Source organism: Subtercola vilae, assembly GCF_004923255.1.
GTDB lineage: Bacteria > Actinomycetota > Actinomycetes > Actinomycetales > Microbacteriaceae > Subtercola > Subtercola vilae.
Map to the genome: position 1 here is coordinate 1 of NZ_QYRT01000006.1, position 22,053 is coordinate 22,053.

General features: G+C 68.3%; 20 protein-coding genes. 10 read left to right on the plus strand and 10 right to left on the minus strand.

All coding sequences use genetic code 11. From position 1 onward, the window contains the following. A partial coding sequence (locus tag D4765_RS04220) for an HNH endonuclease signature motif containing protein (RefSeq protein ID WP_136640977.1) occupies positions 1–1,571 on the minus strand: 1,571 nt, incomplete at its 3' end. 206 nt (positions 1,572–1,777) lie between these two features. Here D4765_RS04220 and D4765_RS04225 point away from each other — a divergent pair. Together D4765_RS04225 and D4765_RS04230 are read left to right on the plus strand one after the other, a co-directional pair. After that, positions 1,778–2,518 (plus strand): TetR/AcrR family transcriptional regulator, encoded by a 741-nt coding sequence (locus D4765_RS04225; protein ID WP_136640978.1) that lies wholly within the window; start codon positions 1,778–1,780, stop codon positions 2,516–2,518. Beyond that, positions 2,515–4,200, plus strand: a complete 1,686-nt coding sequence (locus D4765_RS04230) for an MDR family MFS transporter (protein WP_136640979.1) — start codon at positions 2,515–2,517, stop codon at positions 4,198–4,200. Before D4765_RS04225 ends, D4765_RS04230 begins: the two co-directional genes overlap by 4 nt. Positions 4,201–4,243: 43 nt before the next feature. Here D4765_RS04230 and D4765_RS04235 read toward each other — a convergent pair whose 3' ends face one another. Further along, positions 4,244–4,435, minus strand: a complete 192-nt coding sequence (locus D4765_RS04235) for a hypothetical protein (protein WP_136640980.1) — start codon at positions 4,433–4,435, stop codon at positions 4,244–4,246. A 53-nt stretch (positions 4,436–4,488) separates the two neighbouring features. Beyond that, complete coding sequence (locus tag D4765_RS04240; RefSeq protein WP_136640981.1) at positions 4,489–4,842, minus strand: hypothetical protein; 354 nt, start codon at positions 4,840–4,842, stop codon at positions 4,489–4,491. A 104-nt stretch (positions 4,843–4,946) separates the two neighbouring features. Here D4765_RS04240 and D4765_RS04245 point away from each other — a divergent pair, with 104 nt between their 5' ends. Both D4765_RS04245 and D4765_RS04250 read left to right on the plus strand, forming a co-directional pair. After that, positions 4,947–5,741 (plus strand): dienelactone hydrolase family protein, encoded by a 795-nt coding sequence (locus D4765_RS04245; RefSeq protein ID WP_237280252.1) that lies wholly within the window; start codon positions 4,947–4,949, stop codon positions 5,739–5,741. Positions 5,742–5,816: 75 nt separating this feature from the next. After that, on the plus strand, positions 5,817–6,059 hold the full coding sequence (locus D4765_RS04250; RefSeq protein WP_136640988.1) for a hypothetical protein: 243 nt from the start codon (positions 5,817–5,819) through the stop codon (positions 6,057–6,059). Positions 6,060–6,063: 4 nt separating this feature from the next. On the opposite strand, the gene D4765_RS04255 is transcribed toward D4765_RS04250, so the two are convergent. Continuing rightward, complete coding sequence (locus D4765_RS04255; RefSeq protein WP_136640992.1) at positions 6,064–6,429, minus strand: tryptophan synthase subunit alpha; 366 nt, start codon at positions 6,427–6,429, stop codon at positions 6,064–6,066. 157 nt (positions 6,430–6,586) lie between these two features. Here D4765_RS04255 and D4765_RS04260 point away from each other — a divergent pair, with 157 nt between their 5' ends. Next, entirely contained in the window at positions 6,587–7,174 is a 588-nt protein-coding gene (locus D4765_RS04260) for a hypothetical protein (RefSeq protein WP_136640995.1), read from the plus strand. Positions 7,175–7,221: 47 nt separating this feature from the next. Here the strand turns inward: D4765_RS04260 and D4765_RS04265 are convergent, their stop codons facing one another. Together D4765_RS04265 and D4765_RS04270 are read right to left on the minus strand one after the other, a co-directional pair. Beyond that, complete coding sequence (locus tag D4765_RS04265) at positions 7,222–7,908, minus strand: response regulator (RefSeq protein ID WP_136640998.1); 687 nt, start codon at positions 7,906–7,908, stop codon at positions 7,222–7,224. After that, the gene (locus tag D4765_RS04270) at positions 7,905–9,152 is read right to left on the minus strand and encodes a sensor histidine kinase (RefSeq protein WP_136641000.1); all 1,248 of its coding nucleotides are present in this window, start codon (positions 9,150–9,152) and stop codon (positions 7,905–7,907) included. Before D4765_RS04270 ends, D4765_RS04265 begins: the two co-directional genes overlap by 4 nt. Before the next feature lie 146 nt (positions 9,153–9,298). Between D4765_RS04270 and D4765_RS04275 the strand changes: the two genes are divergently transcribed. The 4 genes from D4765_RS04275 to D4765_RS04290 all read left to right on the plus strand — a co-directional run bounded on the left by D4765_RS04275 (position 9,299) and on the right by D4765_RS04290 (position 14,839). Beyond that, positions 9,299–10,354, plus strand: a complete 1,056-nt coding sequence (locus D4765_RS04275) for an iron ABC transporter substrate-binding protein (protein WP_136641003.1) — start codon at positions 9,299–9,301, stop codon at positions 10,352–10,354. 10 nt (positions 10,355–10,364) lie between these two features. Beyond that, positions 10,365–11,924 (plus strand): ABC transporter permease, encoded by a 1,560-nt coding sequence (locus tag D4765_RS04280; protein WP_136641008.1) that lies wholly within the window; start codon positions 10,365–10,367, stop codon positions 11,922–11,924. Then, complete coding sequence (locus D4765_RS04285; RefSeq protein ID WP_136641013.1) at positions 11,921–13,183, plus strand: ABC transporter ATP-binding protein; 1,263 nt, start codon at positions 11,921–11,923, stop codon at positions 13,181–13,183. The genes D4765_RS04280 and D4765_RS04285 overlap by 4 nt, the downstream gene beginning before the upstream one ends. 72 nt (positions 13,184–13,255) lie before the next feature. Further along, positions 13,256–14,839, plus strand: a complete 1,584-nt coding sequence (locus tag D4765_RS04290; protein WP_136641015.1) for a S53 family peptidase — start codon at positions 13,256–13,258, stop codon at positions 14,837–14,839. Between the two features lie 4 nt (positions 14,840–14,843). On the opposite strand, the gene D4765_RS04295 is transcribed toward D4765_RS04290, so the two are convergent. The 4 genes from D4765_RS04295 to D4765_RS04310 form a co-directional block, all read right to left on the minus strand. Further along, complete coding sequence (locus D4765_RS04295; RefSeq protein WP_136641020.1) at positions 14,844–15,887, minus strand: NAD-dependent epimerase/dehydratase family protein; 1,044 nt, start codon at positions 15,885–15,887, stop codon at positions 14,844–14,846. Positions 15,888–15,977: 90 nt separating this feature from the next. Then, positions 15,978–16,556: a YdeI/OmpD-associated family protein gene (locus D4765_RS04300; RefSeq protein ID WP_136641027.1), complete on the minus strand. Its 579-nt coding sequence runs from the start codon at positions 16,554–16,556 to the stop codon at positions 15,978–15,980. 11 nt (positions 16,557–16,567) lie between these two features. Further along, entirely contained in the window at positions 16,568–17,386 is an 819-nt protein-coding gene (locus D4765_RS04305; protein WP_136641032.1) for a LysR substrate-binding domain-containing protein, read from the minus strand. A 91-nt stretch (positions 17,387–17,477) separates the two neighbouring features. Beyond that, a complete protein-coding gene (locus tag D4765_RS04310; RefSeq protein WP_136641037.1) occupies positions 17,478–21,002 on the minus strand; it encodes a bifunctional proline dehydrogenase/L-glutamate gamma-semialdehyde dehydrogenase in 3,525 nt (1,174 codons plus the stop codon). Positions 21,003–21,121: 119 nt separating this feature from the next. Between D4765_RS04310 and D4765_RS04315 the strand changes: the two genes are divergently transcribed. Continuing rightward, on the plus strand, positions 21,122–22,030 hold the full coding sequence (locus tag D4765_RS04315; RefSeq protein WP_136641038.1) for a LysR substrate-binding domain-containing protein: 909 nt from the start codon (positions 21,122–21,124) through the stop codon (positions 22,028–22,030). Positions 22,031–22,053 lie beyond the last annotated feature (23 nt).

Sequence of the window (22,053 nt, forward strand, 5' to 3'; positions counted from 1 at the left end):
GGCCTGGTGAGCGGGGTGGGAGTTGCAGCGTATTCGAAGCCGGCGGGGGAGGTCCAGGTGATAGTGCCGGTGGCGGATTGCTCAATGTGCCAGTCGGTGTGGTGTTTGACGTTGTGGTGGCTGGTGCAGAGCGGGGAGAGGTTGTTGTAGGCGGTTTCGCCGCCGTCGTTCCAGGCGATGGTGTGGTCGAGGTCTGCGGTTGCGGATGACTCGCAGCTGAGAGGGAACGTGCATTCGGTGTGGGTGAGGCGAATGAGATCGTCGAGGTCGGGCGGTGGTTTGTATCGTTCTCGGCCGTAGGTGAGCGCGCATCCGGTGATGGGGTCGGTGAGCACGCGAAGAAACGATGGCGCGCCCTGGACAAGGGTGAGGGCGGTTTGGCGATCAATGGGCCCGTATCCCTCGAGGTGCGCGGGCTCGAGTCGGTCATTCTCGCGTTCGTGGTCGCGGCCGTGCTCGCGTTCGCGTTCGTGGCCGTGCTCGCGCTCGTGCCGGTACTCGGGGTCGTGGCCGTCGGCCGGGAGGGTGTGGCCGAGGAGAGTGAGGGCGGGCACAGTGATGTGGACTCGGGCGCGGATTCCGCGGGTGCCGGCACCGATGCCAGTACCGATGCCAGTACCGATGCCAGTACCGATGCCGGCACCGATGCTGCTGCCAGGGCAGTTCTCCATCCCTGAACCGGTACGGTCGCCGCTGGAGCTGGAGCTGGAGCTGGAGCTGGAGCTGGAGCTGGAGCTGGAGCTGGAGCTGGAGCTGTCAGTGGTGCTCGTGTTGGTGGGGTCGGCGGCGGTGGTCTCGCCGTTGAGGAGGAGGTCGCTCAGGGCGTCGACGCGGAGCTGGGTGAGGGTTCGGCGGTCGCCGGTGTTCTTGGTGGAGCGAGCGAGGTCGGTGGCGCGGTTGTAGATGGCGACGGCTTCGACCGCGGGGAGGTAGTGGGTGAGGTAGGCCATGCCGTTGCTGGCGGGGTCGAGGTAGAGGCGACGGTGTGCGGCGGCGTCGATGTGGCGTTGGATGGCGGTGGTGGGCTGGGCGTGCTCGGTGGCGGCTCGGGCGAGGTGATCGAGACGTTGGGGTGTGACGGTGCGTGCGGCGGGGAGGAGTTCTGCTTCGTAGATGGCGAGGCGGTCTTCGGGAAGGGCGGTGCTGTGTTGCACGATCTTCTCGGCGTGGCGGTAGGAGATCGTGCCGTTGGTTAGTGCCGTGAAAGTGTTGGTGAAGTGGCCGTGGAGAGCCTGACTGGTGTGCACGAGGCGGCGGGCGTCGGCTTCGGAGTGATGGAGGGCGACGGCGAGTTCGGTGACGATCTGGCGCTCGGCAACGACGTCGGATGACCATCGGGGGCCGGCGACGGTCGTGTCGGTGGTGTGGAGCGCGAGGCCGGCGAGACGGGCCTGCTCGACAAGGGTGGTGTGCCGGGCATGGGCTGTGGCGAGGGCGCGGTGGCTCGCCACGACGGCGGTGACGGCGGCGGCGAAGCGATCGCGCCGCGATGATGCGGGGTGCAGCGGTGTCGTCAGCGGTCGGGCGGTATGGGTTTCACCTCGCTCTAAGGCGAGAATTGCTCGGGACATGCGCCAATTCAAGCACTGATTTCAGGGGCACGGGGGTGGAGGCGGCAATCTGTGGAAAGGTCGTTGCGGGCTCCGATTGTGGACGAGTAGTGCCGACAATGGTGCATGCCGGCCGCCCGGCATCGAGCCGCATCGAGCCGAGCCGCACCGAGCCGAGCCGAGAATATTCATTTGCACTTTCTTAGTTAAAGTGCAAAGTTGGTCTCATGCACGATGACCCAGGTACCCAGCCGCCCGCCGGAGGGGTGGCCCATCGCCAGCGCCGCGCACGCCAGCGGCTGACCTCGGCGGCGCGCCGGCTCACGGCCGAGCATGGCCTCGCCGGGTTCACGGTGCAGGAGCTCTGCGACGGTGTGGGGGTGTCGCGACGCACGTTCTTCAACTACTTCTCGTCGAAAGACGATGCGGTGCTCGGCTTCGCGAAGGGGGTCGACGAGGGGCATGTGGCTGCGTTCATGGCAGGCCGGGCATCCGGAGCCGCAGCCGAAGCCGGAGCCGAAGCCGGAGCCGCGACAGTCGACCCGGGGCGCCTGATCGATGATCTCGCAGCCCTCGCCGTGGCGCACTTCGACGAGATGGGCTTGACCCCCGACGACACCGCCGAGTTCATCGCCGCCCTGCAACGCGAGCCCGCTCTTCTGCCGGCGCTTGTGCGCTCCGGCCAGGCCGAGCAGCAGCGTTTCGTCGCGCTCGTGGTCGAGCGCGAAGGTCTCACGGGCGAGCGCGACCGGGCGCTGGCCGATGTGGCAGTGGCGATCGTCGGGTCGCTGGTGCGGTTGAGCGCCGATGCGTTCTTCGTCGAGACGAACACCCGCCCGTTCGACGAGATACTGCGGAGCACCCTCGCCACCGCGAAACGGCTGCTGAACGCCGAACAGGCGCCGACGCGTGCCAACACCCAACAGACCAACCCCTCCCAACCGAAAGACCTGGTGACAACCCCATGACGACCGCCAACGCCCTGAAGAGCACGTCGGGGCCGCTGCTGCTCACGAAGCGCCGCATCTGGATCATCTTCGGCGCCCTCATCGCCGGCATGCTGCTCTCGAGTCTCGACCAGACCATCGTCTCGACGGCCATGCCCACCATCGTGGGCCAGCTCGGCGGGGTCGAGAACCAGGCGTGGATCACCACCGCGTACCTCCTGGCCACCACGATCGTGATGCCCATCTACGGCAAGTTCGGCGACGTTCTCGGCCGCCGCAACCTGTTTCTCATCGCCATTGCGCTGTTCACGCTGGCCTCGGTGGGCTGTGCGTTCTCCACCGACTTCTGGATGTTCGTGGTGTTCCGCTCGCTGCAGGGCCTCGGCGGCGGCGGCCTGATGATCTTGTCGCAGGCGATCATCGCCGACATCGTTCCAGCCTCAGAACGCGGCAAGTACCTCGGCCCGCTCGGCGGAATCTTCGGTCTGGCTGCCGTCGGCGGCCCCCTGCTCGGCGGCTTCTTCGTCGATCACCTCACGTGGCAGTGGGCGTTCTACATCAACATTCCGGTGGGCATCATCGCCTTCATCATCACCTGGTTCGCCCTCACGCTGCCGAGCAAACGCGCCACCCTGCGCATCGACATCGCGGGCGTTCTGCTTCTCTCGGCCGCTACGACGTGCCTCATCTTCTTCACCGAATTCGGGGGCAACTCGAGGCACGGCTGGGGCGCGGTCGAAACGTGGATGTTCGGGGTGGGCCTGCTACTGGCCGGCACCGCCTTCGTGCTCGTCGAATCGCGAGCCGAAGACCCGATCATCCCGCTCTCGTTCTTTCGCAACAGCGTCTTCGTCACTGCCACGGCCATCGGGTTCGTTCTCGGCATTGCCATGTTCGCCGCGCTCGCCTTCGTTCCCACCTTCCTTCAGATGGCATCGGGCGCCTCGGCCGCCGCTTCGGGCCTGCTGCTCTTGCCCATGATGGTGGGGCTCATCGGAATGTCGATCATCTCGGGTGTCGCCATCACACGCACGGGCAAATACAAGGTGTTCCCCATCGCGGGCACCCTCATCACCGGCGTGGCCATGTTCTGCATGACCACACTGAGCGTCAGCACGCCCATCTGGCTCATCTGCGTGTTCCTGTTCATCTTCGGCGCGGGCCTCGGCCTCATCATGCAGGTGGTGGTGCTCGTCGTTCAGAACTCGGTGCCGGCCAGCCAGGTTGGCACGGCAACGAGCACGAACAACTACTTTCGAGAGGTGGGCTCAGCGCTCGGTGTGGCCGTGTTCGGGGCCCTGTTCACGAGCAGGCTCTCTGAGCAGCTGACCGGCATCTTCACGGGGTCGGGAGCTTCGGCCGCGCAGGCGGCACAGTCGACGGCGAGTCTTGACCCGGCCGCTTTGAATCAGCTGCCGCCGGCCATCCACGACCAGGTGGTGACGGCCTACGCCGACTCGCTGGCACCCGTGTTCTGGTACCTGATTCCGTTCATTGCCATCGCCTTCGTGCTGTCACTGCTGTTGAAGCAGATTCCGCTCTCGGATGTTGCGGGTATGGTGGCGCGCGGCGAAGCGGTCAGCGGAGCCGAGGCCGAAGACCTCGAAGCGGCGAGGGTCGCGGGGATCGCCGAGGCGAAGAGAGATGCGCAGCACGCTATGACGAAGGCCGACCCGGCCGTGAAGACCGACGCGCCTCAGTAGTAGCTCGACGCGCCTCAGTAGTAGGTCGACATGTCGGGCGGTGTCAGCCGTCGTTGACGTCGGTCGACTCGTCGTCGGTTGCAGCATCTGGCTCGTCGGGTTCAGGCTCATCGGCGATGGTCGGGTCGACCCCTGACGGCACGGCGTCGGTGGTCGGGCCGTTGCCGACGACTCCTTCGCCGTCGGGGTAGCCAGCAGAATCGGGGTACTCGGGAGAAGCGGTGCTTTCAGACATGGCTTCACGATACCCGCCGACTGCGAGAGCGTCGAGGGGGCCTGGCCTGTGGGTCAGATCTGGTTGGCCGCGATGATGAGCAGCGTCACAAGTGCCACGGCGGCAATGGTCAGCATCAGGGCGGCGAGGATGCCCAGCCGCAGCCGGCCGCGACGGGTGACCAACTGGGTGATGACCATGCCCGCGTACAGGAGCACCACCACTGCGAGGGCGATGGCCGCGAGGCCGTGCGGTTCGAACGGCAGCACCCAGATGAGCACCGCGGCGGCGATGAGGGCGAAGAGGCCGCCCACGATGAGCCACATGCGCCCGGTCGAGGTGGTGAGCGAGGGCTGGTTGGTCACCTTGGTGGGGTCGAGTGGTTCACGCAGTTCACGCGGTTCACGCGGTTCGGATGGGAGCGTCATGCCGGGCCTCTCTCAAGAGTCGTCCCTGTCTCAGGAATCGTTCATCTCTGAGCGTACGATTATTGAACGCCCAATGGGGCGACGCCTTCGGTTCAGGAGATAACGTGCCAGTTGAATATTCCGCTCCCCTCTCTGCCGGCCTCACGGCCCTGCTCGATTCGGTGCCCGAAACGGCGCCCATCGAAACCGCCGCCATCGAGTACCACGATGACGGCACCGCCTTCGGTGGGTTCGTTGCCAGGCCGGCGGGTGCTGATGCGGTGCCGCTGCGGCCCGGGGTGCTGGTCATCTCCGACTGGTCGGGCCTCGGCGACCACGCCAAGGTGAGGGCACAGATGCTGGCGCGCCTCGGCTACATCGCTCTGGCGGGCGATGTCTACGGGGGCGGCCAGTTGCTCGGCGACGATGAAGCCCCGGCGGCGGCCGGAAGATTCTATGGCGACACCGAGCTGTTTCGGGAGCGCATGCGCTCGAACCTCGAGAGACTCCGCAGCGAACCGGGTGTCGACACCGAGCGCATCGCGGTGATGGGGTACTGCTTCGGCGGCAGCGCTGCGCTCGAGCTCGCCCGCGACGGGGCAGAGGTCGCCGGGGTGGTGTCATTCCACGGCAGGCTCGCCACCGGGCATCCGGCAGCCGAAGGCGCTGTGCGGTCGCCCGTGCTGGTACTCACCGGGGCGAACGACCCGGTCGTTCCCGACGAGCAGGTCGTCGCGTTCGAGAACGAGCTGAGGGAATCCGGGGCCGCCGACTGGCAGGTGGTCAGTTACAGCGGCGCAATGCACGCGTTCACCATGCCCGACGCCAATTCGCCCGAGTATGGCGCCGCGTTCGACGCTCACGCGAACCAGCGCTCATGGGTGGCCATGCGGGCGTTCTTCGATGAGATCTTCGCGTGAGCATCTACACGTGAACGAGCGGGTCAGAGCGGCGGAAGGGTGGGTGGTGTCGTGAAGCGGGCATCCGGAGCGCCGATGACACTCAGCGAGGCGAAACGCATCGAAGCGCATTTTGCGAACGGCACACTCGACCCCGATCTGCCGGGTACCCGCGAGATCGTCAACGAGGCGCACCGCGTTCACGTGAACGCCATGCTCTGGGGCTCGACCCGAGCCGAGCCGCACCGGCGGCGGGTCAGGGGCGGTATCGCGCTCGGAATCGGCATGGTGGTGGCGACGGTGGGCGGGTTCTGCGTACCGTTCCTGGCGTCACGCTGAGGCGCTACTCCCGCTCTCGTGACCGTGACCGCTCGGCGAACCAGCCGTGCTCACCCAGCATGCGCCAGACGGTGGTGGTGAGTTCGGGGTACTGCAGCGCGATCTGCCGCAGCAGGCGATACTCGCGCGCCGATGATCCGCGTTGGCCGTCGTTCGCCGTGATGGCGTCGGCTCGCAGCAGGTAGACCACGAGCTCGTCAGTGCTCGGCATCTCGTGCACGAATTCCCACGGGTCTTCGCCCGACCGCAGCCGGTCGTTGACGACGGTGTCGAGTTCTTCGCGGGCCTCGGCGCGCAGCACTTCGAGGCTCGCCCGGTTGCGTGGCGGGGACGAGTTCTGATGCTCGTTCGGTTGTGCGTTCTGCTCCACCCCTTCAGCCTAAACACCGTTTCTGTGTGCGGAGTACCGGGGTGAATGACATCTGCAGGCTTCTGTCAGCCCACGCCAACCACACAGTGATGCGCGTCTCGTAGGCTCGTCGGGTGCAGACGCCCGTCTGTCGTTCCCGAAGAGAGAAGTAGCCCCCATGCGAGCTCGCGCGAGTCTGATCGTTGCCGGCGCGGTTCTCGCGTGCGCCATCGGCGGCACCGCGCTCGTGGTGAACCTCTTCGGCTCGGGCTCGAACCCATTCGCTTCCAAGGTGACGAGCGCCACCGCCCTCACCTGCCCGGCCGCGGCCGACGTCACGGTGGGCAGCATCACGGTGCCTGCTGGGCCCGTCGCCGGGTACTGCCAGGCGCAACTGGTGAACGCGGCCGAGATCATGAACGCCGGTGACACGATGGGGGTGGGTCCACACACAAAGGCGATCGGCGTGATGACGGCTATGGGTGAGTCGGGTCTTCGCAACCTCGACTACGGCGACGCGGCGGGAGCCGACAGCCGCGGCCTTTTTCAGCAGCGCGACAACGGCGCGTGGGGTACCCTGGCCGACCGCATGGATCCGTACACCGCGGCCGTGAACTTCTTCGGCGCGCTCGAGGCCCTGCCCGACTGGACCAGCCTCACCCCTACAGAGGCTGCTCACGCCGTGCAGGTGAACGCCGACCCGAACTACTATGCGAACTATTTCGCTGACGCAGAGACGGTGGTCACGACGCTGTCGGGCCGGTAACGAACCGCGCCAGGAAGGCGTGCCATCCAGAAGACCTGACGACCGTGTCAGACGAGCCCGTGCTGGTACGCGAAGATCACCAGCTGAACCCGGTCGCGCAGTTCGAGTTTGCCGAGGATGCGGCTCACGTGCGTCTTCACGGTGGCCTCGCTGAGGTGCAGCTCGCCCGCGATCTCGGCGTTGCTCAGACCGCGGGCGACAAGGTCGAACAGATCGCGCTCGCGCGGGGTGAGCAGCGAGAGGGTGTCTTCGCGATTGGAGCCGGCGCCCGAGCCAGTATCGACAGGCGAGGCGAAGCGCCGCACGAGGTTCGCAGTGGCGCCCGGGGCGATGACGGCGTTGCCCGCGTGAACCGTGCGAATGGCCGCCAGCAGAAACTCGGGGTTGGTCGTTTTCAGCAGAAACCCGCTCGCGCCGGCGTTGATGGCGCGAAAGGTCTTGTCGTCGAGGTCGAAGGTGGTCAAGACGATGATCCGCGGCACCGTTTCGGCCGCCGGATGCCCGGGCCGACCCTGCACGATCAAGCCGGTGGCCTCGATTCCGCCCATCTCGGGCATCTCGAGATCCATCAGCACCACGTCGACAGGGGTTGAAGCGCTGAGCGCGACCGCCTCCGCACCGTTGGAGGCCTCCCACCGCACGCTGAGGTCGGGTTGCGAGTTGATCACCATGGCGATGCCCGCCCGGAACAGCGGCTGATCATCGGTGAGGCCTACGCGAATCTCGGCGGTCATCTGCTGCTCTCACTGGGGAAGGGGGTGCGGGGCTGGGTGGGGAGATGCTGAAGGGGTGAGGCTGAGGAGTACGGCAGGTAGCCACGAACGCGAAAGCCTCGGGAGACGTCGGTGCGAGGCCCGGTTTCGACCCCGCCGCCCAGCAGGCGCATGCGCTCGGTCATGCCGATGAGCCCCTGGCCCGATGTGCCGATGAGGCTGCGAGTGCCTGTGCCCGGCTCGTCGGTCAGCACGTCGAAGTGAACGGCGCTCGCCTGCCAGTCGAGCCGCAGGTCGACCGCCGACCCGTGCCCGCCGTGCTTGATCGCGTTCGTGAGGCTCTCCTGAAGAACGCGGAACAGCGCCAGCTCGTGGGCCGCGCTGAGCGCCACCCGGGAGCCCGTCTCGGTGACGGTCACGGCGAGCCCGGCATCCCTGACGCTTGCCACCATGACGCCGAGCCCTGCCGCGCCGAGCGCCGGCCGCGCCGCCGGATCGCGCGGCTCTCGCAGCACGCTCAGCAGTTCGTGCACGTCGTCGAGCGCTGCCCGGGCCGTGCGGCCGATGGTCTCGAGCGCACGGGTCTCCGCCTCGGGGTCTGCGGCTTTCGCGTACCGAGCCCCGTCAGACTGCGCGATGACCACGGCCAGGGCATGACCGATGAGGTCGTGCATCTCGCGGCTGAGCAGGGCGCGCTCGCGTTCCTCGGCGAGCGTCGCCTCGGCCATGATGCGGTCGTGCAGCCGCCCGAGTCGTTGGCCGGCCGCGGCCCGTCTGTTGCGTACGAGCACTCCGAGCGCCCAGAAGAGCGCCAGCGCCGCAGCGATGACCGCGCTGACGAGCACGAAGTAGACCCCGCGGTAGAACGGATCGGTGGGCAGCAGTGCGCTGTCGCTCGTCTTCGGGGCGAAGAGAACGAGCCGGGCGCCGGCCACCGCACCGCCCACTACGCTCGAAGCGAGGCCCGCCCAGCGAACGAATCTCTGCTCGGTGAGGCCGGTGGCGAAGACCGCGCCGAGAATCAGGATGTCTCCGAGAATCAGCCCGTCGACGGTACCGATCTGCACCAGCGCCCCGACCCAGGCGATCGCGAGGCCGAGGCCGGGCATCCGGCGCCAGAAAGCGAGCGAGAGGGCGAAGACGATGTCGATGAGCATGCCAGGGACGCCGTCACGCACGAAATCGGCTGCGCCGAACAGGGCGAAGGCGAGAACCGCGATGGCCGCGTCGGCCAGCCGGGGGTGTGATTCGAACCAGGCCAGCACAGTCGACACTCTAGCCGTGCTGGAACCTAACGAGATGTGTGCGGGTTTCGTTCAATCCCGTCTGCACCACCCGAACGGCCGAAGGTTAGGTTAGGGTTACCTTTGTTCGATCTTTCGTGCTCTCACAGAAAAGACCCTGTACTGCCATGAACCGCCTTCCCCTCGTTTTCGCCGCCGCTCTAGCCGCAACTGCGCTGACGCTCACCGGATGCTCGTCTGCGAGCACCACGCCGGCCGCCACCGCCGGGGCGACCGGCGCCGCCTCGTTCTCGGGAACGAGTCTCACGGTCTACAACGCCCAGCACGAAGAACTCACCCAGGAGTGGGCTGACGAGTTCACGAAGGAGACAGGCGTCACCGTAACGCTCCGCAACGGTTCTGACTCTGAACTCGGCAACCAGATCATCGCCGAAGGCGCCGCGTCGCCGGCCGATGTGTTTCTCGCCGAGAACTCACCCTCGATGTCGCTGGTCGAGAATGCCGGGCTGTTCGCCGCCATCGACGCCGACACGCTGGCTCAGGTTCCCACCGCGTACAAGCCTTCGACCGGCAAGTGGACGGGCATCGCTGCCCGTTCGACGGTGGTCGTCTACAACCCGTCGCTGATCAGTGAGGCCGAACTGCCCGCGTCGCTGCTCGACCTGGCCGACGCGAAATACAAGGGCAAGTGGGCTGCGTCACCCGGCGGCGCCGACTTCCAGGCCATCGTCTCTGCACTGCTCGCCGAGAAGGGGCATGACGCGACGCTGGCATGGCTCACCTCGATGAAAGCCAACTTCACCGCGTACAAGGGCAACAGCACCGTCATGAAGGCGGTCAATGCCGGCGAGATTCCGCTCGGGGTGATCTACCACTATTACTGGTTCATCGACCAGGCCGGCACCAAGGAGAACAGCCTCAACACGAAGCTGCACTACATCAAGAACGAAGATCCGGGTGCATTCGTCAGCGTTTCCGGCGGCGGTGTGCTCGCTTCGAGCAAGAACCAGGCGGCAGCGCAGGCGTTCGTGAAGTTCATCACGGGCAAGGCCGGCCAGGGCATCCTGCAGACCGGAACGAGCTTCGAATACCCCGTTGCCAGCGAGGTCGCACCGAACCCCGCACTGCCGACGTTGGCTTCGCTCGAAGCACCCACCATCGACCCCTCTACGCTGAACAGCACAGAGGTTACCGATCTCATGACGCAGGCGGGCCTGCTGTAGTCGAAACCCTATGGCTGAACGTATTCAGAATGACCGGCGGAAGGTCGTGAGTCGAGGCTCACGACCTTCCGCTCTGCTCGTTGTGCTGGTGTGCCTCATCGCAGTGGTGATGCTGGTGCCCGTGGGATACGTGCTCAGTATCGTTCTGCAGGTGGGGTGGAGCACGCTCGCGCCGCTGATCTTCCGGCCGAAGGTCGGCGAACTGCTTGTCAACTCGCTGCTGCTGGTCGGGTTCGGGGTGCCGCTGTGCGTGGCCCTGGGTGTGGGGGGTGCCTGGCTTGTCGAACGCACCACTCTGCCGGGGCGACGGGTCTGGGGAGTGCTGCTGGCGGCCCCTCTGGCCATTCCTGCATTCGTGAGCAGCTACGGCTGGGTGAGTGCCGTACCCTCGATCGGTGGTCTCGGTGGGGGTCTGCTCATTGCGACGCTGGCGTACTTTCCGCTCGTCTACCTGCCGGCCGTGGCTACCCTTCGGGGCCTCGACCCAGCCCTCGAAGAGTCGGCCCGGTCGCTCGGGTTGGGGCCGTGGGCCGTGTTCTTTCGAGTGGTTCTGCCGCAACTGAGGCTGGCCGTCTGGGGCGGCGGCCTCGTGGTGGCGCTTCATCTGCTCGCCGAGTACGGGGCATTCGCGCTCATTCGGTTCGACACCTTCACGACAGCGATCGTCGTGCAGTACGAGTCGACGTTCGCAGGGCCGGCGGCGAGCGCACTCGGGGCCGTGTTGGCGACCGTCTGCCTGGTGCTGTTGGTGGTCGAGGCGTCGACCAGGGGGCGGGCCCGCTTCGCGCGCCTCGGTTCGGGGGTGGCGCGCAGGGCGACGCCGGCGAGGCTCGGGGCCTTCGCGCCCCTTGCCCTGGTGGGGCTTGCTCTTCTCTCGGTGCTGTCGATCGGCGTGCCCGTGGCGAGCCTCGTGCGCTGGCTGAGCGTCGGCGACCCGTGGTCGCAGCGAGAGCTGCCCACTTCGATCATTCAAACCGTTCTCCTCGCCGGAGGCGGCGCTGTAGCCGCCGTGCTCGTCGCGTTGCCGGTCGCGTGGCTCAGCGTTCGGCACCCCAGCCGCCGTGCGCGGGTGCTCGAAGGGGCGACCTACGTCGCGAGCAGTCTGCCCGCCATCATCATTGCGCTGGCGCTCGTCACCGTGACGATTCGCCTCGTTCCGGCGCTCTACCAGACCCCCTTCACTGTCGGCCTGGCCTACGTGATCATCTTTCTGCCCCGGGCCCTGGTGAGCCTGCGCACAGGGCTCGCCCAAGCCCCGGTTGCCCTGGAAGAGGCGGCAGAGGCCCTCGGGCATTCGCTGGTCTCGGCGCGCCTTCGCGTCACCCTGCCCCTTCTGCTGCCCTCGATCGGTGCCGCCGCGGCACTGGTCGGGCTGGGGGCCGCGAACGAACTCACCGCCACCCTGCTGCTGGCGCCCAACGGCACCCGAACGCTCGCCACCCAGTTCTGGTCGGCGAGCTCGGCCGTCGCGTACTCGAACGCCGCGCCCTATGCGGTGCTGCTGATTCTCCTTTCTGTGCCCGCCGTCGCGCTGCTGTTCGCGCAATCCCGAAAGCGTGTGACCACATGAGTGCCCTCTCTGTCTCCGGTGTGTCGAAGACCCTCGGCGGGATAGCCGTTCTCGCCGACGTGACGTTCTCGCTGCCATCGGGCACCCGGATGGCCGTGGTCGGGGCCTCTGGCAGCGGAAAGAGCACGCTGCTGCGGTTGATCGCCGGGTTCGACCGGGTGGATGCCGGGCGGATCGTGCTGGGGGGCAGGGTGGTGTCGGCGGCGGCTGGTGCTTCTGCGTCGGGGCTGGCCGAGGGCGGTATCGATGCCGGTGGCGGTGCCGCTGCCGCTGACGCTGCCGGTGCCGGTGCTGGTGCCGGTGCCGGGCGGGGCGGTGGGGCGCGTGCTGTCTCGGTGCCGGCGCATCGGCGCGGGGTCGGGTACGTGGCGCAAGACGGCGCGCTCTTTCCGCACCTCACGGTTCGGCAGAATCTGCGCTTCGGCCTGTCGGGTGGTCGTTCGGCCGGTCATTCGGGAGGCCTATCGGGTGCGTTGTCGGGTGGCCGGGCGGCGGCAGAACGCCGGGTTCGCGAGGTGGCCGAGCTCGTGGCCCTCGACAGCGGGCTGCTCGGGCGGTTTCCGCACGAGCTCTCGGGCGGCCAACAGCAGCGCGTGGCCCTGGCGCGTGCGCTCACCCCCGAGCCCGGCATCATTCTGCTCGACGAACCGTTCAGTGCTCTCGACACCGGCCTGCGGGCGCAGACGCGTGAGGCCGTCATCGCCGCGCTCGAGCACAGCGGTGTGACGACAGTGCTCGTGACACACGACCAGGAGGAGGCCCTCTCGTTCGGCCACTCGATCGGCCTGCTGACGGGCGGCCGGTTGGTTCAGACGGGGGAGCCCTCTGCGGTGTTCGACAGCCCGGTCGACGCGTGGGCGGCTGAGTTCCTGGGCGCCGCTGTGCTGCTGCCGGTGGAGGTCGTGCGTGGTGTTGCGCACTCGGCGCTCGGTGAGTTGCCCGTGCGGCACGACCGGAGCATTGGCGGTGCCCGCCCGACCACGGCACTTCTTCGACCAGACCAGCTGCGCCTGATGGCGGATGCGGGTGCGAATGCATCGGCGGCGAACGCGGTGGTGCTCGAGGTAACGCTGCGGGGGTCGCATGCGCGCGTTACGGTTCGTGCAGGTGCAGGTGCAGGTGCAGGTGCAGGTGCAGGTGCAGGTGGTGATGCTCGTGGGGTCGAGATCGACGTGCGGGTGCCGCTGGCTGAGGCTGGGCAGTTCGCCAGAGGGGTTCCCGCGCGCATCCAGGTGACCGGCGGAGTCGTCGTCTACTGAGCCAGGGCACGACGGGCCGATGGAGTCGCAAGGGGGCTAGACGGTGTCGGTGGCGCCGTGTAGACCGGTGGTATGACGGAGACAGAGGGCGCCCGGGGCGACCACGAACGAATCGAATTGGTGCCGCTGGCCGGCAGTGAGCGGCCGCCGGCTCGGCAGGCGCTGGCCGCTGCTCGGGCGCTTCCGCCCGCTGCACTGGTCGACGCGACCGTGGTGCTGCGCCGGGAGGCTTCGGGGCAGCTGGGGGCGGCACCGGCAGATGTCGAGCTCGTGACGTCGACTCTCGAAGGGCTGGGGCTCAGCGTGCTGCTGGTCGATGCGGCCTCGCGGCGAGTGCGAGTCGAGGGCACGGCGGCCCAGGTGGGGCGCGTCTTCGGCACATCGCTCGAGGCGGTGACGAGCAGCGCGCCCGACGGGCAACGGGTTGAGCACCGCCACCGTACGGGTGGGCTGAGCATTCCTGTCGCGCTCGAGGGGGTCGTGACGGCTGTGCTGGGGCTGGATGATCGGCCGCAGGCCCGCGCCCAGTTTCGGGTTGCTGAAGCGCGAGCCGCGACGGTGAGTTACACGCCGGTCGAGTTGGGCCAGATCTACCGTTTTCCGGCCGACACCGATGGGTCGGGGCAGACGGTCGCCATCGTCGAACTCGGCGGTGGGTATCAGCAGAGCGACCTCGACACGTACTTCGGCGGGCTCGGAGTGGGGTCACCGCGCGTGACGGCGGTGGGTGTCGATGGGGCGAAGAACGTGCCGGGCGGTGACCCGACGGGGGCCGACGGCGAGGTGCTGCTCGACATCGAGGTGGTGGGCGGGCTGAGCCCGAAGGCATCGATCGTGGTGTACTTCGCGCCCAACACCGACGCCGGCTTTCTCGACGCCGTCGCCACGGCGGCCCACTCCACGCCCACGCCTGCCGCAATGAGCATCAGCTGGGGCCAGAGCGAAGACGAGTGGACGCCGCAGGCACGAACCGCGCTCGACGACGCCCTCGCCGATGCGGCGACGCTCGGCGTGACGGTGACCGCGGCTGCGGGCGACAACGGCAGCTCCGACGGCGCAGCCGACGGCAGGAACCACGCCGACTTTCCGGCGTCGAGCCCCCACGCGCTCGCGTGCGGCGGCACGAGCCTGCACGCCACCGCAACCCGCGTGAACTCAGAGACGGTGTGGAACAACGGCGCCGGCAAAGGCGCCACGGGCGGCGGCGTGAGCGATGTGTTCGGGCTGCCGAGCTGGCAGAGTGCGGCCGGCGTTCCGGCGGGTGCCGCGCCCAATGGACCCGGTGGGCGTGGGGTGCCGGATGTCGCGGCGAACGCCGACCCGGCGACGGGGTACGAGGTGCTGGTCGACGGCAAGCGGGCGGTCTACGGCGGAACCAGTGCGGTCGCCCCGCTCTGGGCTGCGCTCGTGGCGAGGCTGGTTCAGTCGCTCGGCACGCCGCTCGGGCTGCTGCAGCCGCGGTTGTACGCGCTGGCGGCAGCGAGCACGGGCACGGGCACGGGAGCGGGTTCGTCGGCGGCCGGGCTTCGCGATGTCACCGAGGGTTCGAACGGTGCCTTCACGGCCGGCCCGGGCTGGGATGCGTGCACGGGTCTGGGTGTACCCGACGGCACGGCGTTGCTTGCCGCCCTCGCGGCGACGAAGCCGGGCGCCTAGCGGCTCACCCTCGCGACCGCGGAGAGTGCTGACCGCTCAGCGGCGGCGAGGCCATTACGCGGCTGCCGTCGGCGAGGCCCTGAACGACTTCGGCGAGGGCATCCGTCGCTGACACCTGCGGTGACCAGCCGAGCACGGTTCGCGCCCGCTCGGTCGACATGACGGGTACGCCTGCGGCGATGTCGATCCAGCCCGGGTCGGTGGGCTGCAGGCGCAGCTTCCACGTTGCCCACACCAGTAGGCGCGCGGCAGCCAGCCGAACCGGCACACTGCGACTCGCGCCGAGCGCTTCGGCGATGAGCGGGGGTGTCAGCACAGGTTCGGCGGCGAGGTTGAAGGCGCCCGCCTCACGCCGGTCGATTGCGCGGCAGAACGCATCGGCCACATCGCTCGCGTGCACGGCCTGAAAGATGGTCTGCACCGGCAACGGAACCACCGGCGGCCGAATCAGCCCCAGCCATCCCGTCGGCAGCAGCGGCCCGAGAAACAGGCCGTGCAGCTCTGCCGCCGCCCGGCGCTGAAAAACAAGCCCCGGCCGCATGAGCGTGACCCGCACGCCGGGGTTCTCGGCCTCGAACCGCTCGAACGCCCGCTCGTTCACGGCCTTGTGGCGACTGTAGTGCGACGTGTGCAGCCCGCCGGTCGGCCAGTTCTCGTCGACCCGACGGTGTTTCGGGCCCGCGCTGTAGGCGCCCACTGATGACGCAGCGAGAATGTGCGGCACTCCGGCTCGCGCGACGGCCGCCAGAATGGCCCGCGTTCCGGTGACGTTGGTGCGCCACAGTGTGGCCTCGTCGCGGTTGGGCTGCAGCGCCCAGCCCAGGTGCACCACTGCATCGGCCCCTGCGAACACCGTCGCCAGCCGTTCGGTCGCGCGGTCGTCGGCGATGTCGAGCGGGTGCCACTCAACTGCGCTGTAGGGCGCCGCCGCGGTGTTCGGCACGCGCCGTGCGACACCTACAATCTGGGTGACCGCGGGTTCGCTCTGCAATCGGGTGAGCAGGGCGGTGCCGAGGTTTCCGGTGGCTCCGACGACAACGATGCGCATGGGACTCCTCTGGCGGGTACAGGATGCCCGGGCGGGCGTCTCGGTTCATCCCATCACCAATCGGGCGGGTGTCGCCCGGGGTTGACACGCCTAGTGCTGCGGGTAGATCGTCTCGCCGCGTTCGAGCATCTCGACGTACTCGGCGATCTTGCGGGCTCTGGTCTCTGCCCTCTTCACCGAGCCGATGCGAAAGAGAATGGCGTACCGGTTCACGCTCGAAAGTCCGCTGAAGAAGGCCGCGGCCAGGGGCGGTGCTGCCAGGGCGAGGGCAAGATCATCCGGAACCACAATGGTTTTCGAGCCGGCATACGCGGCCGCCCAGCGCCCGTCAGACTTCGCGCGCTCGACCTCGGCGAGCCCGGCAGGCCGCATGCGCCCGTCGGCGATGAGGCGGTCGACGCGGTCGCGGTTGATCTCTGACCACATTCCGCGCGGGCGTCGTGGGCCGAAGTTCTGCAGAAAGTAGTTGTCGTCGAGGCGGTTCTTCTGGCCGTCGATCCAGCCGAAGCAGAGGGCGCTGTCGAGGGCGTCGCTGTAGCTCACGCTGGGCTGGGCGCCGCCCTTCTTGGCGATGGCGAGCCGCACACCGGGTGATACGGCGTGATTCTCGGCGAGCCACGCGTGCCAGGCCGCTGCATCGGGGCTGAAGTGCATCTCACGGTCGAGCATGACGGGTGCCGTCAGAGGGTCTCTCGGGTGCTGTCTGCGAATGCCGGATGCACGGCGAGGGCCTGGGCGGCCTGCTCGACGAATGCGGCGACAGCGGGGTGCGGCGCCTGAAACGCGTGCACGACGGCGAGGTGATGGCGGGTCATGTCATCGACCGTGACGAAGACGACCCCGACGCGGGCGTTGCCGAGGCCGATCGACCGCGGAACGATGACGATGCCGTTGCCCGCCGCCACGTGCGCCAGCTGTTCGTCGAGGGTGTCGAGCTGGCCCAGCGCGAAACTCTGGGTCTGGCCGACGGTGACGCCCCGCAGCTCAGCCGCGATCTCGCGCCACTCTGGCACCTCGTCGGGGCTGTGCAGCAGGTGGTGGCCGGCGAGCTGGGCGAGGATGACGGTGGAGGTGGGGGCGGCTTCGAGTGCCGCGACCAGCGGGTCGGTTTCCGGGAGTGCCACGACCCATGGTTCGTCGAGCACCGGAATGATGGTCAGCCCGCGGCGGAGCACCGGCAGACGTACGATCGCGATGGAGGCGGCGCCGCAGCGCACGGCTCGTGCCGCGATGCTCGAAGACGACTTAGGCTTCAGTGCCACCAGAGCGTCGGCGTGGCCGGCTGCGAACTCGGCGGTCAGGTCGTCGAGGGGGATACCGGGTGCCGCGGCGACCACGAGGGCGGCGGGCGGCTGGTCTGAGTCGCCGTTGTCGGCGCGTGCACTCAGCTGGTCAGCGAAGGCCCGAACGGCGTCGACGGCGTCCGCCGACGACGGCAGGTCGGCGTGCCGACGAGCGAGAGCGATGACGCCCTCGAGCTGTTCACGGTCTGCATCCATGCGGGCCTCCTGCCTAGTATCAAGAATACTCCGGTTGGCGGGGCTCTGCCCCCCAGATCTGCCGCTCGGCTCTGGTCGTCAGATGAGTCCGTCAGATGAGCCCGTCAGACAGGTGGTTCGGGGTGCCGAAGCGGTGGGCGGTGATGCTGACGGCCTGCTCCTGCAAGAAGGGCAGCAGTTCGACCCGACCCGACTCGGTGACGGGGTTACTGTAGACGGCGATGTCAGGCCGCCCCTTGGTCGCTGAAGCGAGCGCTGATGCGTCGCCGCCGAGCAGACGGATGCGGCCAGCGCCGATCGACTTCGCGCGGGCGATCCACGCTGCGTCGGTCTCGGTGGTGACGGCCACGGCGGCGTCTGTGAGCGCCGGAAGCAGGCCGGAGGGCAGCACGCTCGCGGTCGACACGGTGAGGGGTGCGCCCGCGAGCAGACCCGCGGCGACCACGCGGAGCAGCTCCCTGACGGGCTGCGATTCGCTGTGCCGGATGGTGACCGGGCGCGGCAGGTAGCGCAGAACGTTGCGTTCGGCGGTGAGCTCTGACACGTCGCGTGCGGTGCCGAATTCGGCCGCCCACGCGGCGGCGTCGCTCTGGGCCGCGCGCTGCAGGAAGGCCAGGTCGTCTGCCGAGAGGTCGAAGCCGGTCGAACCGCCGACGGCGCCGTAGACCGCTGCGCCCGAGGGCGCTGCGGCGGAGGATCCACCCGATGTGCTGTTTCTGGCGGCGGTCTCGGCGGCTGCGAGCAGCCCGCGAACGGCGGCGGAGGTGACGGGGGTGGTCGCGGTGCTGTGGGCGGGCATCCACGACCCGAGGCCGACGAGATAGTTCGGGCCGCCCGCTTTGGTGCCCGGGCCGACGGCTGATTTCTTCCAGCCGCCGAAGGGCTGGCGACGCACGACGGCGCCCGTGATGCCGCGGTTGACGTAGAGGTTTCCCGCCTGCACGGTGTCGAGCCAGAGCTGCAGGTCGTCGGTGTCGAGCGAGTGCAGGCCCGAGGTCAGGCCGTAGTCGATCTCGTTCTGCAGGGCGATGGCCTCTTCGAGGGTGGCTGCGGTCATGACGCCGAGAATCGGGCCGAAGTACTCGACCAGGTGAAATTCTGAACCGCGGCGAACGCCGGTGCGAACGCCCGGGCTCCAGAGCTGGCCGGTCGCATCGAGCGAGCGCGGTTCGATGAGCCACTTCTCGCCCTCGCCGAGGGTGGTGAGCCCGGCCAGCAGCTTGCCGGCGGCCGGCTCGATGAGCGGGCCCATCTGAGTGACCGGGTCGATGGGGTAGCCCACGCGAAGCGACGACACGGCATCGACGAGCTGGTCGTGGAAGCGGCGCGAAGTGGCCACCGACCCCACGAGGATGACGAGTGAGGCGGCGGAGCACTTCTGGCCGGCGTGCCCGAAGGCCGACGACACGACGTCTTTCACGGCCAGGTCGAAGTCGGCGCTCGGGGTGACGATGATGGCGTTCTTGCCGCTGGTCTCGGCCAGCAGAGGGAGGTCGGGCCGAAAGCTGCGGAACAGCTCGGCCGTCTCGTAGCCGCCGGTGAGAATGACCCGGTCGACGGCGGAGTGCGAAATGAGCTGGCGCCCGAGAGTGTTCTCGCCCACCTGGATGAACCGCAGCACCTCCCGCGGCACACCGGCCTGCCAGAGGGCCTCGATCATCACGGCGCCGCTTCGCTCGGCCTGCGGTGCGGGCTTGATGATGACGGCAGAGCCGGCGGCCAGCGCCGCGAGGGTCGAGCCAGCGGGAATGGCGACCGGAAAGTTCCACGGCGGGGTGACCACGGTGAGCGCGGCCGGCACGAAGCGTGCGCCGTCGACGCTGTCGAGTTCGCGCGCCAGTTCGGCGTAGAAGTGGGCGAAGTCAATGGCCTCCGATACCTCGGGGTCTGACTGGTCGAGGGTCTTGCCGGTCTCCGAACCCATGACCTCCATGAGACGGGCGCGGTTCTGTTCGAGTACGACCCCGGCTCGGTGCAGCACCTCGGCGCGTTCGGCTCCGGTCAGCGCGGCCCAGCCGGCCCCGGCCGCCGCGGTGGTGGTGATGATGCGGTCGAGGTCGGCGGCATCGGTGACAGTCGAGTTCTCGACCAGGCCCTGCCCGAGCGTCGAGCCCGGGATGCGGCCGAGAATGTCGCGGCCCCACGAGCGGTTGGCGGGCAGCGCCGCATCGGTGTCGGGGGTGTTGCTGAAGCCGTGCATCCGGTCGCCCGCATCGACGGGAACGGTACGGTCTTGCACGCGGTTCGACGGCGGAACGTGGTCGTCGAGGTTCGCCAGCGAGGCGAGAAAACGCTGGCGCTCGCGTTCGAAGAGCGCCTCGTTCTCGGTGAGTTCGAACACGGCTGACATGAAGTTGTCGCTCGAAGCGCCCTCTTCGAGGCGGCGGATGAGGTAGGCGATGGCCACGTCGAATTCTTGCGGGTGCACAACGGGCGTGTAGAGCAGCAGCTCGCCGATGTCGCGGCGAACGGCTTCGGCCTGACCCTGCGCCATGCCGAGCAGCATCTCGAACTCGATTCCCGCCTGCACACCGCGGCTGCCGGCCAGCAGCCAGGCGAACGCGATGTCGAACAGGTTGTGCCCGGCGACACCGATGCGCACGTTCTTCACGCGCTCGGGGTCGAGGGCGTAGTTCAGCACGCGCTTGTAGTTTGTGTCGGAGTCTTGTTTCGAACCCCAGGTGGCGAGCGGCCAGTCGTGCAGTGACGACTCGACCTGCTCCATGGGCAGGTTCGCGCCCTTCACGATGCGCACCTTGATGCCGGCGCCGCCGCGGGCACGACGGGCGGCAGACCAGGTCTGCAGGCGCATCATCGCGCTGAGGGCGTCGGGCAGGTAGGCCTGCAGCACGATGCCGCCCTCGAGGCTCAGAAACTCGGGGCGGTCGAGAATCTGGGTGAAGACCTCGATGGTGAGGTCGAGGTCTTTGTACTCCTCCATGTCGAGGTTGATGAACTTCGGCGTCGGGGCAGCCGCAGCGCGCGCATAGAGGGGAGTGAGGCTCGTGACCACGTGTTCGACGGCTTCGTCGAAGGCCCACGCCGGGTGCGGTGCGACAGTCGACGACACCTTGATCGACACGTAGTCGACGTCGGGCCGCGCCAGCAGGGTGTGGGTGCCCTCGAGCCGCCGGGCGGCCTCGCGCTCGCCGAGAACGGCCTCGCCGAGCAGGTTCATGTTCAGGCGAACCCCGTCGGTGCGGATCTTCGCGATCGCCGCACCGAGCTTCTTGTCGGTCGCATCGACGATGAGGTGGCCCACCATATTGCGGAGAACCGTGCGCGACGCCGGCACCACGATGCCCGGCAGCAGCGGGGCGAGAGCGCCGCCCACCCGCACGGCCGAGCGCATGTACCAGGGCAGGAAGGCTGGCACCAGGGGCGCGAGCTTCTGCAGGTTTCGAGCCGCGACGGTGAGGTCTTCTGGCCGCACGACGCCGTCGACGAAGCCCACCGTGAAGGCGAGGCCCTGCGGGTCTTTCAGCACCCCCGCGAGCTGCTGGCCCGACGCGTCGACCGGAATCGTGGCGGCCTCGGCGAGCCAGCGCCGCACCAGCGCGGTGGTCTCGTCGGCCAGCGGGTGCACACTCGGGCGGGTGTCGGTGACGTTCGTCATGGCAGTGATCCTTCAATCGCGTCAGTCGGGTTGCCTTCAGTATGATCGCGCTGTCTAATTAGATAAAGCGACTGTTTCTGAATGATAGGCATAAGTAGAAGTGATCAATTGGATGCCCGATGCTTGACGTACGCCGCCTCAGGCTGCTGCGCGAACTGAAGATCCGCGGCACTCTGGCCGGAGTCGCCGAAGCGCTCAACTTCAGTGCCTCGTCGGTGTCGCAGCAGCTCACCCTGCTCGAGAAGGAGACCGGTGTCGAACTGCTGCGCAAAGTCGGGCGCCGGGTGCAGCTCACGGCAGAGGCCGAGCTGCTCGTCGAACATGCCACCCGGGTGCTCGACATCCTCGAGCAGGCCGAAGCCGACCTCGGCGCCTCCTCCACTGCGGTTGCGGGAATCGTGCGGGTCGCCGTCTTCCAGTCGGCCGCCCTCGCCCTGATGCCGGCCGCCCTCACGGCCATGCGCGCCGGGTATCCCGCGGTGCGGGTCGAGATGATCCAGCGCGAGCCCGAGACCGCGCTCTACGAGACGTGGGCGCGCGACTTCGACATGGTCGTGGCCGAACAGTACCCCGCCCACGCCGCCCCGAGACACCCCGATCTCGACCGCAGAACGCTGACCACCGACGCCCTGAGGTTGGCGTGCCCGCCAGAGGCCGCCGAGGTGCATCCGGTGCTGTCGGTTCAGGATGCCCACGATCTGCCGTGGGTCATGGAGCCCCCGGGCGCCGCGAGCCGGCACTGGGCCGAGCAGGTCTGCCGCCAGGCCGGGTTCGAGCCCGACGTGCGGTATCAGACGGCCGACCTGCAGGCCCAGATCAGGCTCATCGAGTCGGGCAACGCTGTGGCTCTGATGCCCGATCTCGTGTGGACGGGTCGGGGCACCACCTGCCGCCTGCTCGAGCTGCCCGGTGCCCCGCGGCGCACCATCTTCACGTCGGTGCGGCGGTCGGGGGCGCGGCACCCGGCCGTGCAAGTGTTTCGCGAGGCGCTCGAGGCGGCGGCGGCGGAGCTTGCGACGGCGGTGTGAGGCGGCTCCCCGTGTCTGTCTCC